This window comes from Pseudovibrio sp. SCP20 (assembly GCF_057774105.1).
This window is the reverse complement of record NZ_JBYMDH010000001.1, coordinates 1,786,540-1,802,359: the sequence shown is the minus strand read 5'-3', so window position 1 is coordinate 1,802,359 and position 15,820 is coordinate 1,786,540. Positions and strand designations below refer to the sequence as shown.

The 15,820-nt window shown below is 55.3% G+C and carries 12 protein-coding genes; 2 read left to right on the top strand and 10 right to left on the bottom strand.

Annotation, left to right across the window (positions count from 1 at the left end; translation table 11 throughout):
* From AC3CB2_RS07940 to AC3CB2_RS07895, 10 genes are all read right to left on the bottom strand, one after another.
* Window positions 1–1,401: a GH1 family beta-glucosidase gene (locus AC3CB2_RS07940; protein ID WP_352929414.1), complete on the bottom strand. Its 1,401-nt coding sequence runs from the start codon at window positions 1,399–1,401 to the stop codon at window positions 1–3.
* On the bottom strand, window positions 1,382–3,046 hold the full coding sequence (locus AC3CB2_RS07935; protein WP_352929416.1) for an amino acid ABC transporter permease: 1,665 nt from the start codon (window positions 3,044–3,046) through the stop codon (window positions 1,382–1,384). The genes AC3CB2_RS07940 and AC3CB2_RS07935 overlap by 20 nt, the downstream gene beginning before the upstream one ends.
* 123 nt (window positions 3,047–3,169) lie before the next feature.
* On the bottom strand, window positions 3,170–3,922 hold the full coding sequence (locus tag AC3CB2_RS07930; protein WP_352929419.1) for a basic amino acid ABC transporter substrate-binding protein: 753 nt from the start codon (window positions 3,920–3,922) through the stop codon (window positions 3,170–3,172).
* Between the two features lie 63 nt (window positions 3,923–3,985).
* Entirely contained in the window at window positions 3,986–5,014 is a 1,029-nt protein-coding gene (locus AC3CB2_RS07925) for a LacI family transcriptional regulator (RefSeq protein ID WP_352929422.1), read from the bottom strand.
* Window positions 5,015–5,356: 342 nt separating this feature from the next.
* The gene (locus AC3CB2_RS07920) at window positions 5,357–6,214 is read right to left on the bottom strand and encodes a carbohydrate kinase family protein (RefSeq protein ID WP_008547259.1); all 858 of its coding nucleotides are present in this window, start codon (window positions 6,212–6,214) and stop codon (window positions 5,357–5,359) included.
* Window positions 6,211–7,269, bottom strand: coding sequence for an ABC transporter ATP-binding protein (locus tag AC3CB2_RS07915; protein WP_352929425.1), 1,059 nt, complete (start codon window positions 7,267–7,269; stop codon window positions 6,211–6,213). Before AC3CB2_RS07915 ends, AC3CB2_RS07920 begins: the two co-directional genes overlap by 4 nt.
* A 4-nt stretch (window positions 7,270–7,273) precedes the next feature.
* The gene (gene argH / locus AC3CB2_RS07910; RefSeq protein WP_352929428.1) at window positions 7,274–8,761 is read right to left on the bottom strand and encodes an argininosuccinate lyase; all 1,488 of its coding nucleotides are present in this window, start codon (window positions 8,759–8,761) and stop codon (window positions 7,274–7,276) included.
* On the bottom strand, window positions 8,758–9,636 hold the full coding sequence (locus AC3CB2_RS07905; RefSeq protein WP_014286112.1) for a carbohydrate ABC transporter permease: 879 nt from the start codon (window positions 9,634–9,636) through the stop codon (window positions 8,758–8,760). Before AC3CB2_RS07905 ends, argH begins: the two co-directional genes overlap by 4 nt.
* 1 nt (window position 9,637) lies before the next feature.
* Window positions 9,638–10,531 (bottom strand): carbohydrate ABC transporter permease, encoded by an 894-nt coding sequence (locus tag AC3CB2_RS07900; RefSeq protein ID WP_352929431.1) that lies wholly within the window; start codon window positions 10,529–10,531, stop codon window positions 9,638–9,640.
* Between the two features lie 233 nt (window positions 10,532–10,764).
* Window positions 10,765–12,018 carry a sugar ABC transporter substrate-binding protein gene (locus tag AC3CB2_RS07895; protein WP_008546619.1) on the bottom strand — a complete coding sequence of 418 codons (1,254 nt, stop codon included), beginning with the start codon at window positions 12,016–12,018 and terminating at the stop codon, window positions 10,765–10,767.
* A gap of 314 nt (window positions 12,019–12,332) precedes the next feature.
* Here AC3CB2_RS07895 and AC3CB2_RS07890 point away from each other — a divergent pair, with 314 nt between their 5' ends.
* Together AC3CB2_RS07890 and AC3CB2_RS07885 are read left to right on the top strand one after the other, a co-directional pair.
* On the top strand, window positions 12,333–13,382 hold the full coding sequence (locus tag AC3CB2_RS07890; protein ID WP_352929434.1) for an ROK family protein: 1,050 nt from the start codon (window positions 12,333–12,335) through the stop codon (window positions 13,380–13,382).
* 9 nt (window positions 13,383–13,391) lie between these two features.
* The gene (locus AC3CB2_RS07885; RefSeq protein WP_352929437.1) at window positions 13,392–15,785 is read left to right on the top strand and encodes a PIG-L family deacetylase; all 2,394 of its coding nucleotides are present in this window, start codon (window positions 13,392–13,394) and stop codon (window positions 15,783–15,785) included.
* Window positions 15,786–15,820: the final 35 nt, after the last annotated feature.

Here is a 15,820-nt window from a genome sequence, read left to right as displayed (position 1 = left end):
TCAACTTTCCTGCAGTGTGCCTTGCCGTTGGCTGGCGACCATGGCGTAAAGCTTGCCGCTCTGTTTGATCGTGCGCTTTTGAGTTTCGAAGTCCACGTGGATCAGGCCAAAGCGTGGCAAGTAGCCTTCTGCCCATTCGAAGTTGTCCATGAGGGTCCAACAGAAGTAGCCCTTGAGCGGGATGCCATCCTCAATAGCTCTGGCAGCTTGTTCCAGATGGGTGAGCACATAGGTGCTGCGGTCCCAATCCTGAATGCTGCCATCTGCCTCCACCGTATCTGGAAATGCTGCGCCGTTCTCCGTGATGTAGAGTTGCTTCGGCGAGTAGTTGGTGTTGACGTACTGGAGGATGTCATAGAGGCACTGAGGATACACTTCCCAGCCCATCTGAGTGTACTGACCTTCTGGAAAATACCGTTGGAAGTTGACGGGTGCGAACTCCGTTCCATCCTCAATGATAGATCTGCGGTAGATGTTGATGCCGAGGTAATCGAGTGGCTGCGCGATCTCGTTAAGATCTCCGGGTTCAATGGCTGGTAAGGCGTCTTTGTAGGTCTCCAGCATGTCAGCAGGATATTGACCTTTGAAGACGGCATCCAGATACCAGCGGTTCTGACAACCTTCGAAGCGCCGTGCAGCGTCAATATCTGCCGGGGCATTGCTGGCTGGTGTGACCGGGTTCAGGTCCAGGACGATGCCGATCTGTGCGTCTGGGACGTTCTCGCGGATGACTGGCACTGCTTTGCCATGGGCGAGGAGGGCGTGGTGGCTGGCGGCCAGTGCTGCTTTTGCTCCACCACCAAGGCCGGGGGCATCCTCCTTCAATCCATAGCCCCACCATGTGAAGGTGAAGAGCTCGTTGAATGTGGTCCAGTGTTTGATCTTTGTGCCCAGTCGCTTTGTTGTGATGTCGGCATAGTGGACGTAGTCGTCCGCGAGGCCTCTGTGCAGCCAGCCGTTACCTTCTTCCTGTAAGGGGAGTGGTAGATCCCAGTGATACAGCGTCGCGTAGGGTGTGATGCCTGCCTCCAGCAACAAGTCTGTCAGGCGCTCGTAGAAGGCAAGGCCTTCCTCGTTTATTGGACCTCTGCCGTTCGGCAGGATGCGTGACCAACAGATGGAGAAGCGGTAGCCGGTGAGGCCGAGCTCTTTCATCAGGGCGACGTCTTCTTCCAACCGATGATAATGATCGCAGGCGATGTCGCCGTTAGTGCCATCTGCGATGTTGCCGGGGATGTGGGTGAAGTGATCCCAGACGGTTGGGCCGCGGCCACCTTCGTTGACAGCGCCTTCGATCTGGTAGGAGGCGGTTGCTGCGCCTAGCACCATATCTTTGGGGAGGCTGATGGAGTTTGCCAGCTGTTGGAGGCGCTCCAGTTTATTAGTGTGATTTGCGCTCATAACGTCTCTCGATTGATTTGATTATGCTGGCTGCGCCCAGTGTGAGGACCACATAAAGAATTGCAGCGGAGTTGAACGGGGCGAAGGGTAAAAAGCTGCTCGCCTGAAACTCTCTCATTCGTTGTGTGACGTCGCGAACAGAGAGAATGGACAGCAAGGATGTGTCCTTGAGCATGGCGATGAACTCATTACCTAGCGGCGGTATGACGATGGACAGGGCCTGAGGTAGCACCACAAAACGTGCGACTTGCCAACGGCTTAGACCAAGGCTTCTGGCCGCTTCGATCTGTCCTTTGGGGACGGCCAGAATGCCAGCGCGGAAGATCTCTGCCATGTAGGCGGAGTAGCCGATAGAAATGGCGACGATGCCGCGGGTCATGTTGGAAAGGTTGATTGCTCCATCCGATGCGCTCTTGATGGCACCGCTGAGGGGCAAGCCAACGTAGAGGATGATCACCAGCATTGGAATGCCGCGGACGGTGTCGATGAAGAACTCTGCAGCGATGGCGAGAGGGTGCTCGGCACGGTAGATCGAGCAGATCACCAGTAGCATGGTGAAGAAGCCGAGCACGCCAAATGTGATGGCGGGGTACTTGCTTTCATCTGGTAGGAACGATGTTTGCCAGAGGAGGTTTGCATCGGCTGGAACGGCCTCAGTCGGAATGAAGGCTGCTGATACACGTTTGTTCTTTTTAATGGTGACCAGTGCGTGGTTCGGATCCTTCACGCTGCGGATGTCGATGCTGGTGTGGTTGGCGCCGTCATACTCTCCGAAACGGATCTGGTCGGTGACTGGTTGTGGTGTACCCTTGATGATGGCGACGCGGCCTTCCAGAGAGCCGATCAGGCTGTAGGATTGCTGCGGCTGCATGGTGAAGAAGGCGCAGAGGCCGAAGAAGATCAGCGCTGCGATGGAATAGAAGAGGTTGGTGTGTTTCTTCTTCTCAAGGCTTTGCAGGCCAGCCCAGATCAGTCCGAGGATCATGGAGGCAAAGTAGGCGAAGAATGCTGCTCTTAGTGTCACCATCAGGCCCGCTGCAAATCCGGCATGGGCTACGAACAGGATGTAGAACGCTCCAAGTGCATTGGTTAAGAGCAGTAGGGTCAACGCATATTTGCTTAAAGAAACAAGAGTTTGCTTTGACTTGCTGAGAAAATGAATCAGTAGAAGGCCAAGTGAGGCAATCAGGTAGGCAAAGGTTGCTTTGGAGAAAATGCTGAGCACCAGTACCTGGGCTTCAGGCGTAAGCTGGCGTGGTCTGACGGCCTTTTGAATGAGATCGGATGTGTAAGGATCAACGCTGTTGGCGACGATGGAGTCTACGAAGATGGACAGGTCTACGATATTGGTGGCGATCAGTGCCAGAAGCGTAAGGTAGATAATGAGAGCTGCATTCTGACCGAGTTGGCTGGCTTTGCTTTTCTCTGGATTTTTCAGCAGAGAGTAGGCCAGCCAGAAGCCTGCGCAGAAGACTGCGAGCGCGCAGAGGAAGCTTGCGAACAGCGTGCTGGCGTTCTCTCCGATGCCGACAATGGCGTAGATTGAGCGCTTGTAATTGTTGGTCGATACAAACAGGTAGATGATGAAAGGCATTGCAGCAATGAGGATGACATTGCTGGGCCGCAGTGTTCTTAAGACATTCACGGGAATCCTCCACTCACATCAATGGGTTGATGTGTTTCGTGGATCGCTTCGATACATTGGGAGAGCGGGCTGCTCGCAGGGAACAGGCCCGCCCCGGAGGTTTAGTCGAGGTGCCTAAAGAGATTAGTTCTCAACGCCCCAGTACTTGGCGACGAGGGCATCCCATGTGCCGTCTGCTTTGATCTGTTCGAGGCCTTCGTTGAAGGCGTCAACCATTGGAGAGCCTTTCTGGAACACGATGCCGAGTGGGTCGGATTCCAGGCCTTTGATTGCAGCTGTCAGTTCGCCGGCAAACTCCTGCTCGTAGGCGTGGGCGGAGGTTCCGTCGATGATCACGCCGTCAACGTCAGCGTTTTGAAGGGCCAGAATGGCGGCTGCGAAGGTGTCGTAGAGGCGGGTGTTGTCGCGTGTGACGAGTTTTTCAGCCAATTGGGCGTTGGTGGTGCCGGTTTGGGCTGCGAGTGTTTTGCCGCCGCTCTGGAAGGCATCCAGCGAAGTGCCTTCATCTTCGACGCGCAGCAGGATTGCCTGACTGACAACGAGGTATGGATCAGAGAAGTCCATGGTTTTCTTGCGCTCGTCCGTGATGGAAACACCGGACATGACCACGTCGAATTCGCCCTGAACCAGCGCCGCAAAAATGCCATCCCATGCAGTGGTTACAAACTCTGCCTTACAATTAATTTTCGCGCAGATGGCGTCCATGATATCTACGTCAAACCCAACGATTTCGCCGGTTTTCTCATCAACGGTTTCCATTGGCGGGTAGGTGGTGTCTGAGCCGACTTTGAGGACATGTCCTCCCAGATCTGCGGCCTGTGCGCCTGCGATCATCATGGTTCCAAATACTGTCGCGGCAATAAATTCACGTAACATATTATGCTCTCCTCATAATTTTGCTTGGCCTAGCCAGAGCGCTGGGCCGCGTGTGCCTGACGTCTAAGATTTCAGGCGGTCGTCCTGCCGTTCGATCAGTTGTGGCATGACCATTCTTTGGAGGTCTTGTGCCGGCTCTCCCTCTATGCGGCGAATGATGAACTCGCCGAGAGCCTTGCTGGTTTCTTCAATGGGCAGGTAATATGTCGTGATCGGTGGGGTGAAATATGCACTGACGTTGATGTCGTCGGTGGCGTTGACGATCGCATCCTTGCCGAACTCTATGCCCAGTTCGTGAAAGGCGGACAGCACGCCGAGTGCGCTTGCTTCGTTGGCGCAAATATAGGCGGTTGGTTTATTGTTGTGATTATACAATGCTTTAACGGTTGCCTTGCCGAACTCCGGTGTGAGTGGTCCGGTGGCGATGAAATCTGCTGTTATTTTTATCCCCGCGTCCTCCAGCGCTCGCAGGTAACCGCGCTGGCGCTGTTTTGAGTACATCAGCTCGTCTGGTGGGTTGATAGTGACGATGTTGGTGTGGCCGAGGCGGAGGAGGCGGGCGGTGGCCTCATAGGACATTTGCTGGGAGTTTGCGTCCACATAGGAGTAGGGCGTGAAGTGCTCGCTCATACCGTAGGTGACGAATGGAAAGTCTTTTTCCAGCATATAGCTGATGCGGGCGTCATCGGGGCGGGTGCCTGAGATGATGATGCCATCGGCCAGACGCTGCTCGACGATATTGCGAATTTCCTGAAAGCTGCTGTCGAAATCATCAACCGGATAGATCGCAGCGCGGTACATGGTGCCGCGCAGGGCTCCCATTATGCCATTGAGAATATTGGTGTATTCAACGCCTTCCCATTCATGGCTGCCGGTGGTTGGTGTGGTCATGACAACGGCGACGGAGTAGGTGCGGCCAGTGCGCAAACGCAGGCCGTCGAGGTTGCGGACGTAACCGATTTCCTCGGCGATTTGGCGCACGCGTTCCTTGGTCTTGTCCTTGACTGAGGAGCAATCCTTCAAAGCTCTGGAGACGGTGCCGACGGAAAGGTCAGCTTTTTGAGCGATGGTTTTGATTGTTGCGCGAGCCACTTTATGAAATCCGACAGTATGCGCTCTTCCGGAACCGAAAAAGCAATAATTGAAACGTTTGTATTTTAGGAATCAAAATTTTGATCTGTCAAGAATGGCTGAAAATATAGGATTTTTGGTCATGTTGGCGACTCCCTATGAAATCAGGAAATACGTTTTAATTTTTTGCGTTGCAATGTGCGTTGATTTGTAAAAATTGCGTTGAAGAGGCAAAAGGGTGCGTTCATCGGTTATGCCGTGACGCGCGCATATGTGCTGCGTCCGCAAGCGATGCTTAAGATTAAGAGATGCGGGGATAGAAGGGGGATAAGGGCCACGGTGATCGTGACCCTTCTTGTTTGATTAAGGTGCGCCGCCAACGCGCATGACAGCGGCTGCGCCGCACTTATTCCCGTCGTGCAGGCAGGTTTCAATGTCTGCACCGCGTAGCCACGAGCTTAAGAACCCGGCATTGAAGGCATCGCCTGCACCGGTGGTGTCGACCACTGGTACCGGATCGGCGGCGACGGTGATCTCGCCATCTGGCGTTATGGCAGTTGCGCCTGCCTTGCCTTTCTTGACCACTGTGAGGGTCGGGCAGTTGGCCGGATCTTTCAGGTAGCCCAGATGCTCAGCTTCCATTTCGTTGGGCAGGAACAGGTCCACCTGTGCGATGAGGTCCTGAACGTCTCCATTGAGCAGGCAATTCTGATCCCAGGAGCAATCCAGTGAGACGGTCATGCCAGCCGCTTTAGCGATCTCCAGAAGTTCTGGCAGCTCCTGCAATGTTGCCAGCTCGCCAATGTGCAGGTGTCTGGCTTTTGAGGCGCTGAAGGCATCCAGCATGTCTCTTGGAACGGCGGTGCCATTGCGCTTGGTCAGGAAGGCGCGGTCTTCCAGACAGCCGATCACGGCTGTGACCTGTGCACCATTGGCCTGATCGTACGGCGACAGGCTCAGGTCGACACCGCTGCGCTGCATCTTTTCAAGGATCGCAGAGCCAAACGGGCCGCCGGGCATGGACGCCAGCAGCGTGGTTTTGTGGCCCAACGCGGAAAGGTTGGCAGCGGTGATGAAACCGCCGCCTCCGGGTTCAACTGCCAGATCCTTGGCGTAGGTTTCTTCGCCTAGCCGTGGCAGTTCGGTGAGCCCTGTAAAGATGAGGTCGCAATAAACCCGTCCCGCACAGACGATTGCCCCATCGGTTTCTTTTGAGGTCACCGGATAGCCTCCCCGGTGTCTGCATCAAACAAGTGAATGGCTTCAGGTGCTGCATGCAGGTGAACGATATCGCCAACGGCAGGTGGTGTTCTGCCAGAGGCTTTTGCAATGACTTCCTCATCGCCCACCTTCACGTAGGCGAGGGTGTCGGTGCCAAGAGGCTCAATCACGGAGACTTCGCCGGAGAACAGGCCTTCGCCTTCCTGAACGAGCAGGGCATCCGGGCGTAGGCCAACGGCGACCTTCTGGTCTTCGTTGAGCTTGGTGGTTGGCAGCTGAATGGCTGTGCCGTTCTCCAGCGCGATGGCTTCGCCCTTCACAATGCCTTTGAGCATGTTCATGGATGGAGCGCCGATGAACTGAGCCACGAAGATGTTGGCTGGCTCGTAGAAGACCTCAAACGGCGTGCCGACCTGCTGGATATGACCGTCTTTCATGATCACGATGCGGTCTGCCATGGTCATGGCTTCCACCTGATCGTGGGTTACGAAAATGATCGTGTTGCCAACGCGTTGGTGGAGCTTCTTGATCTCCAGTCGCATCTGAGTGCGTAGCTGCGCGTCAAGGTTAGACAGCGGCTCGTCGAACAGGAAGGCGGCTGGATCACGGACCATGGCGCGGCCAATGGCAACACGCTGACGCTGACCACCGGAAAGCTGGTTAGGCTTTCTGTCGAGCAGGTCAGTGAGTTCCAGAATGCCTGCCACCTCATCGATGCGGGCATCCTTCTCTTCCTTGGAGAGTTTGGAGGTGCGCAGTCCGAAGCCGATGTTTTTGCGCACGGACATGTGCGGGTAGATCGCATAGTTCTGGAACACCATGGCGATGTTGCGCTCTTTGGGCTCCAAGTCGTTGACGACATCACCGCCAATGCGGATGTCGCCAGCGGAGACTTCCTCCAGACCTGCGATCATGCGCAGGGTGGTGGACTTGCCGCAGCCGGACGGGCCAACCAGAACAACGAACTCGCCGGACTGGATGTCCAGATTGATGCCATGCAGGACCTGCGTGTTCCCGTAGGACTTAACGAGATTGTTTAGAGATACGGTGGTCAATCGATCACTCCTGCACTAGTTTTGCAAAAGCAGCGCTGCGCACCTTGGTGGCCTGCGCGCTTTGATCTACAAATGATTTGTTATTGGCTCTCAATGCCTTGGCGGACTGCTTGTAGGTTTCTAAAGCAGCGTCCAATGCACTTGGAGCTGGCCCGCCGGGGCGGGTGCGAATGGCAACGAAATTTTCAGCGCTGACAGCATGCATGAACTGATCTTCGCTCATGCGGGAGACCCTTTGCGCATGGGCCTCAAAGGCCTTGCCAAACGGGTCGAAACCATCACGCAAAGGCTTTTGTTCTGCGATCACCGCCTTGGCTGTTTCTGCTGCAATCTCATGGGCCTGACGGAAGGAGAGACCTTCCTCACGCACCAGTGTGTCTGCCAGCTCTGTGATGGTGATGCAGGAGGCGTCCGTATTCTTTGCAACGCGCTCCTCATTGATAGAGCTTGCCGCAATGAGCGCTGCAAACAGATCCAACACACGGCTGCCGCTTTCAAAGGCGGCGTAACCAGCCTGCTGCACTTCACCCTCACTATCGTTCATGTCTGTGAACGGAGTGTTGTGCATGGTGCCGACAATTGCATCGCAGCGGCCAACGGTGACGGAGGCCAGATGGCGCAAGTGCTCAATCGGCACCGGATTGCGCTTTTGCGGCATGATGGATGAGATCTGCACCAAACTGTTTGGCACGTAGAGCTGGCTGACCTCAAACGCGCTCCAGAACTGCATGTCCTGAATGACGCGGCCCAGATGCAGGAACATGAGCTTCATGGCCGAGTAAAGGCCAGTCACGTAATCTACTGAGGCAATGCAGCCATAGGAGTTGAGCAGGGGCTCACTGAAGCCCAGCAGCTCTGCCATGCGTTCGCGATTGATCGGGAAGCCTGAGGTGGTGATGGCTGCCGCGCCCATTGGGCAGTGGTCAATGCCAGCTCTTGCCAGCTTCAGGCGCTCCAGATCGCGCAGCAATACTTCCAATGCTGCGGACAGGTAATGGCCGAAGGTGGATGGCTGTGCCGGTTGCCCGTGGGTGTAGGCAACGATCAGCGTTTCCTTCTCGATCTCGGCTTTTCTGATCAGCACATCACACAGGTGCAGGGCTTGCTGGGTGAGGGCGTCACAGCGTTTGGCCAGTGCCAGTTTGAAGACCGTGTGGTCCATGTCATTGCGCGAGCGGGCTGTGTGCAGCATGCCAGCAATGTCCGGGCCCAGACGTTTCTTCAGCTCAGCTTCCACGAGGAAGAAGTAGTCTTCGTACTCGCCGGTGTATTCCGGATCAGCGTCAGCCAGATCTTTCTCGATCTCGACCAGTGCCTTGGCGATTTGCTTGCCGGTTTCCAGTGGCACGATGCCGGTCTCACACAGCATCACCAGATGCGCCTGATTGATCTGTGTGATCGAGGTGGTGTGGTGTGCTTTCACCCCTTCAAAGAGCGGTGCGAGCACGGTGTCTTTGTAGACCGGATGAGGGAACTTGGAACTGTCGATCATCCTTTAAGCCCTGCCATTACTACGCCGCGAATGATGTAGCGCTGGAACACCAGGAATACGATCAGGGTCGGGATGGTTGAGATTGCTGCGCCGGTCATGATCAGCTCCCACTCCACCTGTGCTTCGACTGAGAAGGTGGTGAGGCCAACGGGCAGGGTGTACATTTCCTGACTGTTGGTGACGATGAGTGGCCAGATGAAGGCTGTCCAGTTGCCGAGGAACACGAAGATTGCCAGAGCTGCCAGAGCAGGGCGCACCAGCGGCATGGCCACGGTCCACCAGATCTGCAGTTCGTTGAGGCCATCAATGCGTGCGGCTTCAAGGAAGTCGTCCGGTACAGTTTCAAAGAACTGCTTCATGAGGAAGGTGCCGAAGGCGGTCATGAGGCCGGGGAACATGATGCCCCAATAGGTGTCGAGCCAACCGAATGTGGAGCTCATCAGGTACCACGGAATTACCAGCATTTCGGTCGGGATCATCAGGGTCGACAGAATGGCGATGAAGATGATGTAACGGCCCGGGAAGGTGTACTTGCACAGGACGTAGCCGACGAGGCTGTCAAACAGCACATTACAGATGGTTGTAATGGTGGCGATGAGCAGGGAGTTGGTGAACCAGCCGAAGAAGCGGCCATCTTCCAGAACGTAGGTGTAGTTCTCGATGGTTGGTTCTTCCGGGATGAGGTTCAAGTTGTAGACCTCAAACGGGTATTTGAAGGACGTGGACAGCATGAACACGATTGGCATGATCATGGCGATGCCGCCTGCAAACAGCAGGAGCCAGCGGATGAACTGCGCCTGACTGCGTTTTCTGCGGGCTGAGCTGCGCAGGGATGCAGCGCTCTTGCCTGTGTCCAGTGTTTCTGAAAAAGCCATATTACTTGTCCCTCATGACGCGCAGTTGCAGCAGGCTGACGACGAGCAGAACGGTGAACAGGACAACCGTTTGTGCTGCCGCATACCCCATGTCAAAAGAGTTGAAGGCCGTGTCGTAGATCATCAGAACCAACGGCTTGGTGGAGTTGAGCGGGCCGCCGGGATCGTTCGTGGTCATGTTGAAGACCTGATCGAAGATGCGCAGGAAGCCGATGGAGGAGAAGACAACCAGAAAGACGATGGTTGGCTTGAGCAGCGGGATGGTGATCTCAGTCAAGGTTTCCCAGGCGGAGATGCCATCAATGCGGGCTGCTTCATAATAGGTTTGCGGAATGGCGCGCAGGCCGGCCATGAAGATGATGACCTGGAACCCGAGACCTGCCCAAATGGCCGGTGCCAGAATGGACGGCAGGGCGTAGGTGGTGGAGTTCAGGAACGGGATCTGCGGAATGCCGAAGGTTGCCAGAGCGTTGTTGAAGACGCCGATTGGAACCGGCTGGTAGAACCAGCGCCAGACCCATGCCATAGCCACAGCGCTGGTCATGAATGGCAGGAAGTACAGTGCGCGGATGGTGCCGTGCATGAAGCGCAGCTTATCCAGATGGAACGCGATCACAAATGCCAGAAGCAGGGAAGTTGGTGTTCCCAGTATCAGATAGAGGAAGGTGTTGGCGAACACTTTCCAGAAGGTTGGATCGCTGAAAAGCTTTATGTAGTTGTCGAACCCGGCCCAACTGCGGGAGCCAAGCAGGTTCCATTCCTGAAAAGAGAGCAGAATGGCGTTCGCTGTTGGATAGAAGCGCACAACCACATAAAAAACGATCGGGATGGCGAGTAGCCCCCATGCCCAGACGATCTGCTTTTGTGAGATCGAGAGCCTTTTATAAATCCCCAAAACCGCCCCCTGATTATAGCCGGAATTGCAGCAGTTTGCTCACAATATGATTCATGAGACTGCTCTAACTCTTTGTTTTAAGGTGTTTTGTGGCTCTGCTGAAAGAGCCTTTGCCCTATATGCTGACCTTGAGATGTGAGGGCAAAGAGATCGCCCTCACATGCTTTTGTTTTGCGTCGCGCCTCTTCCGAAGAACGGGTTCCAATCTTTGGAGATGCAGCGGTTTTAGACGCTTAGTTGTAGTAGTCGTCGAGGATCTTCTGCTCTTCGCCTGCTGCCTGAGCAAGGGAATCTTCAGCAGACTGACTTTCAAGACGCATACGGCCAACCATGTCCATCAGAGCCTGACGCTGACCACTTTCGTTGGCAAAGATGGTTGTCTTTGCATAGCCGAGACCCTTGATGAACGGGCCGTAGACTTCGTGGTTTGCGTTTGCATCGGTCATCGCAGCGGATGGCTTTGCAGGAAGTTCGCCAACGGTGTCGAGCCAGACCTGCATAGCCTCATCGGAGGTCACGTATTTCATGAACTTGACGGCTGCGTCGTACTTCTCGCCGGTTGCCTTGGAGGTGATGCCGTTGACCCAGTAGGAGGAGTAGTTGGACTGGGTTCCGTCAGCAGCTGCTGGCAGTTCTGCCACGCCCCACTTGAGGCCGCGGACCTTGTTGAGTGCGCCGATGCGGAAGGAGCCATCGATGTGCATGCCTGCGCGGCCTGCCTTGAAGGCTGCCTGCGGCTCATCCATGAAGCCTGCTGCGGTCACTTTGTGGGTGAACTCAAGATCGGAGTAGTACTTCAGAGCGGCTTTACCAGCGTCTGTGTTGTAGTTCACCTTTTTGTAGTTATCCATGTATGGATCGCCACCGAACTGGCGTACGAGCACTTCGCGGAACCAGTGGTGGTCCTGCGCGTTCATGCCAGTGGTGATGCCCACGGTGGACAGGTTGCCAGCGCCGTCTGTCTGGGTGAGTTTCTTGGCGGTTTCAACCAGCTCGTCCAGTGTTTTCGGCGGGCCGTCGATGCCAGCTTTGTCGAAGAGGCGCTTGTTGTAGAACAGAGCCAGTGAGCGCACTGCGGTTGGCAGAGCCATGTACTGATCGCCGCGCTTCATGGCCTGAACCATTGGGAAGAACTCAGCTTCGATTTCAGCTGGCGGGAATACGTCGTTTGGTAGCGGCTGGATGAGCTGCGCGTTGACGTAGTCGTTTAGCCAGCCATAGAACAGCTGCACCACATCCGGGCCCTGACCTGCAGGGATCGCTGCTGCCACTTTCGTGCGGTAATCCGCATACGGGAAGTGGGTCATCTTGACGGTGATGTCCGGATTTGCCTTCTCGAAGTTCTCGATCAGGGTTTCCATTGCTTTGACGCGTGGCTCAAAGAAATACTGCCAGTACTCAATTTCTACTGCCTGTGCGCTGCCTGCCGCATACATTGCGCAAGCTGCGGTGGTTGCCCCCAGCATCCACTTTTTCAATTGCTTCATTGACCCTCTCCTAAGTCCTAAAGTCGGAGCTGCCCTCTATTCCTCGCCCCAGCTTCTTTTGATAAATTGCGAAAAGAAATGTTCTTCTCTTAATATTTCACAATGCTGAACAGATTTAATTCAATTAAGTTGAATATTCAAGTGTTTTGAATTAATGGATAGATATGCATCGAAAAGCACCACTTAAAATCATTGGCTCAAACGCTGAAAGAACTCGACTTCACAATAGGAAAGTCGTTCTCGGACACTTACGTTCCCATGGTAAACTGGGGCGTGCAGAACTTGCCCGCCTGACCGGTTTGTCCACACAAGCGATGAGTAACATCATAGCGGAGTTGGAAGGTGAGGCGCTGATTCTTGCTGGTGAACGCCAGACAAAAGGACGCGGACTGCCCGCGGTGCAATACACGCTGAACCCGGCAGGCGCCGTGGCGCTTGGGGTTGAGGTTCGCCCCAACGCGATTTTATGCGCGCTGGTGAACTTTCTCGGCGATACGCTTTATACCAAACGCATACATATCGAGAGCAGTGAACCGGCTGTTGTTCTGCCTGCGGTGAAAGCAGCCTGTGATGAGGCGCTTTCGTCCATTGGCAAGAACGCGCCACCTGTTCTGGGTGCGGGAATCGTTATGCCGGGTCCGTTTGGACGCGTGGGATTAACCGGTGCAGGTAAAGCGGAGCTGGTTGGCTGGGATGATAAAGACCCGCAGGCGCTGTTTGAAGACGTGCTGCAGGTGCCGGTGCGGGTGGAAAATGATGCGACGGCGGCGGCGATTGCGGAGCAGACCACGGGCTCGGCGACGGAGCTGCAATCCTTCTGTTTTGTTTATTTCGGGACTGGCCTTGGCCTTGGTGTGATCTCCAATGGAGAGATCCTGCGCGGTGCGTTTGGCAACGCGGGAGAACTGGGGCACGTGGTTGTAGAACGGGGCGGACGGCTTTGCTCCTGTGGCAATCGTGGGTGCCTTGAAACCTATACCAGCCGTATGGCGGCCAGCGAGTTTTTGCAAAAGCGTGGCAAGTCTGCGGAGAGCCAGAAGGATCTTTCTGATCTGCTGGCTGCCAATGATCCTGATCTGGAAGAGTGGATTAGTGAAGCAGCTGATCCGCTGGCACAGGCCATTGGCACGCTGGAGAATCTGTTTGATCCGGAGGCTGTTATTCTGGGTGGTGCCATGCCGCCGGAATTGTTGGAACGGCTGATTGATAAGCTGGATCTGATTGATGCGACGGTTTCCGTTCGCGCTGACCGGACTTTGCCGCGCGTGGTACGTGGTGCCTCCGGTTGGATGACGGCTGCTCTTGGCGCAGCGGCCCTGATTATTCACGACACGTATATTCCAAGTATTTCGAAGGTAGCCTGAGGGGACGAGATGCCACTTTCAGATCAAGAACGTATTGCCGCGCATAAGCAACATGTGCGGATGGTGGAGCTTTGGCGTGCCTTGCAGCCGCTCAAGTCAACAGTCTCCTTCATGAATACGGGTGCTCATCCGGATGATGAGATTTCTGAAATGCTGGCGGCCATCGGTCTTCGTGACGGAATTGCGTTGTCTTATGCTTGCGCTAACCGCGGTGAGGGCGGACAGAATGATATTGGCACTGAGGCCACTGAGAACCTCGGTGTTCTGCGCACGGCTGAGATGGAAAAAGCCTGCGATGTGCTGAACATGCGCATGTACTGGCTCTCTGAAAATGCTAAGGATGATATCTTCGACTTCGGGTTCTCGAAGAGCGGAGTGGAGACACTTGGCAAATGGGGGCATCAGCGCACGCTGAAGCGGTTTGTTGAGATTATCCGGCAGGAGCGTCCGGACATCATCAGCCCGACCTTTCTGAACATTCCCGGCCAGCATGGTCACCATCGCGCCATGACACAGGCTGCGTTTGAAGTGATGAAAGCGGCGGCTGATCCTGATTTCCCTGATGTTGATCTGCCGTGCTGGACGGTGAAGAAGCTTTATCTGCCAGCCTGGTCTGGCGCCGGTGGGGCGTATGATGATGAGGTTCCGCCACCACCTGCGACGCTTGAGTTTGATGGCAATGGCGAGGAAGAAGTCACCGGCTGGAGCTGGGCGCAGATTGGCGAGCAATCGCGTGCGTTCCACAAAACGCAAGGCATGGGACGCTGGCGGAATTACAGCACCAACAACGTCTGGCCGTTGCATCTGGCGGAAAGCACCGTTGGCACGGAGGAGCAGTCTCTTTCTGACAACCTGCCGCGTGATCTTTCGGAGCTTGCCTCCTTTGCTGGAGCACCTGCCTTGGGCGCTCTTTTGGACAAGGCGCACGACCACTGCCTGGATGCGATTGAGGCATTCCCAAACCGCGCCATGATTGGAGCGGCGGCGGCACAGGCACTGAAGCTGGTTCGCAAGGCTCAGGATGAGTGTCCGGAAGCGGCGCGTGATGAGGTTCTGCACCGCTTGCAGCGCAAAGAGCTGCAACTGGCGAAAGTGCTGGAGCTGTCCGAAGGCATTGTTGCCTCGCTTCGTCTCTCTCAGGATCAGCTGAAGCGTGGTGATACCGCAGAGGTTACGTTTGAATGTAACCGCGATGCCGTGCGCTATGAGCTGGATCTGCCTGACGGGTGGAGCGTGCAAGAGGGCCGTGTGCAGGTGAGTGCAGACGCTGCAACCAGCGATCCGTATCCTGCGATTTATAAGCCAGATGTTCTTCAGGCACCTTGCGCAAAGCTTCAGTTTACATCCCACGGGGTGGAGGTTGAAACGCGGCTTGCGTTTGAGGTGGAGCCTGTTGTTTTGCCAAGTCATGTGGTGGAACTTGATGAAACCAACTTCGTGCTCAACAGCGCGTTGGCGGGGCGTTCTCTCAGTGTTGCTGTGAGTGGCAATGCTTCCGGCTTGTCACTTGATGTGCCGGATGGCTGGCAAGTGCGCTCAGACGATGGTGTGTTCCAGCTGGCATTGCCAGACAATGTGGCCGACGGGCTTTATGAGCTGCCAATCTTGCAAGATGGAGAGCCCGCTCACACGGTGCATGTGGTTTCCTATCCGCATGTGAGCCAGAGGGTGCGAGTTACACCAGCAACAATCCGTGTTTGCGTGGTGGAGGCCCGTCTTGCGGCTCAGCGTGTTGGCTACGTTGGCAGTGGTAATGACCGGGTTGGCAAATGGCTCGGTGACATTGGTGCTGATGTGGTAGAGCTGTCTGCTGGAGAGCTGAGTGCGCAGCGCCTGCAAGTGTTGGACACTCTGGTGATTGGTATCTTCGCGTTCCGCAACAGGCAGGATCTGCATGACGGGATTGAAGAGATTCATGACTGGGTGAAGGCCGGTGGCCGTCTGATCACGCTTTATCATCGCCCATGGGATCGCTGGGATGCGGACAAACTTCCGCTGAAACGGCTTGAGATTGGCTCGCCGAGCCTGCGCTGGCGGGTGACTGATGAAAATGCAGAGGTACGCTACCTGAACCCGCAGCATGATTTGCTCAACCAGCCGAACGCCATTGGTGAGACGGATTGGGCGAACTGGCACAAAGAACGCGGGCTGTACTTTGCTAAGAGCTGGGATGAAGCTTATGAGCCGCTGCTGGAGATAGCAGACCCGGATGAAGCGCCTCACCAGGGCATTCTGCTTTCCGGTGTGTTTGGGCAAGGCCAGCACATTCATACCTCGCTTATTCTGCATCACCAGATGGAGAAGCTGGTGCCAGGTGCCTTCCGCCTGATGGCAAACCTTGTCTCAAATGACTCAGGAGAGGGAGAAAACTCCCAAAGAGCTGAGGCTTTGGAAGCGAGCTGATGAACAAAAAAGAGGCGCTGGAATTCAGCGCCTCT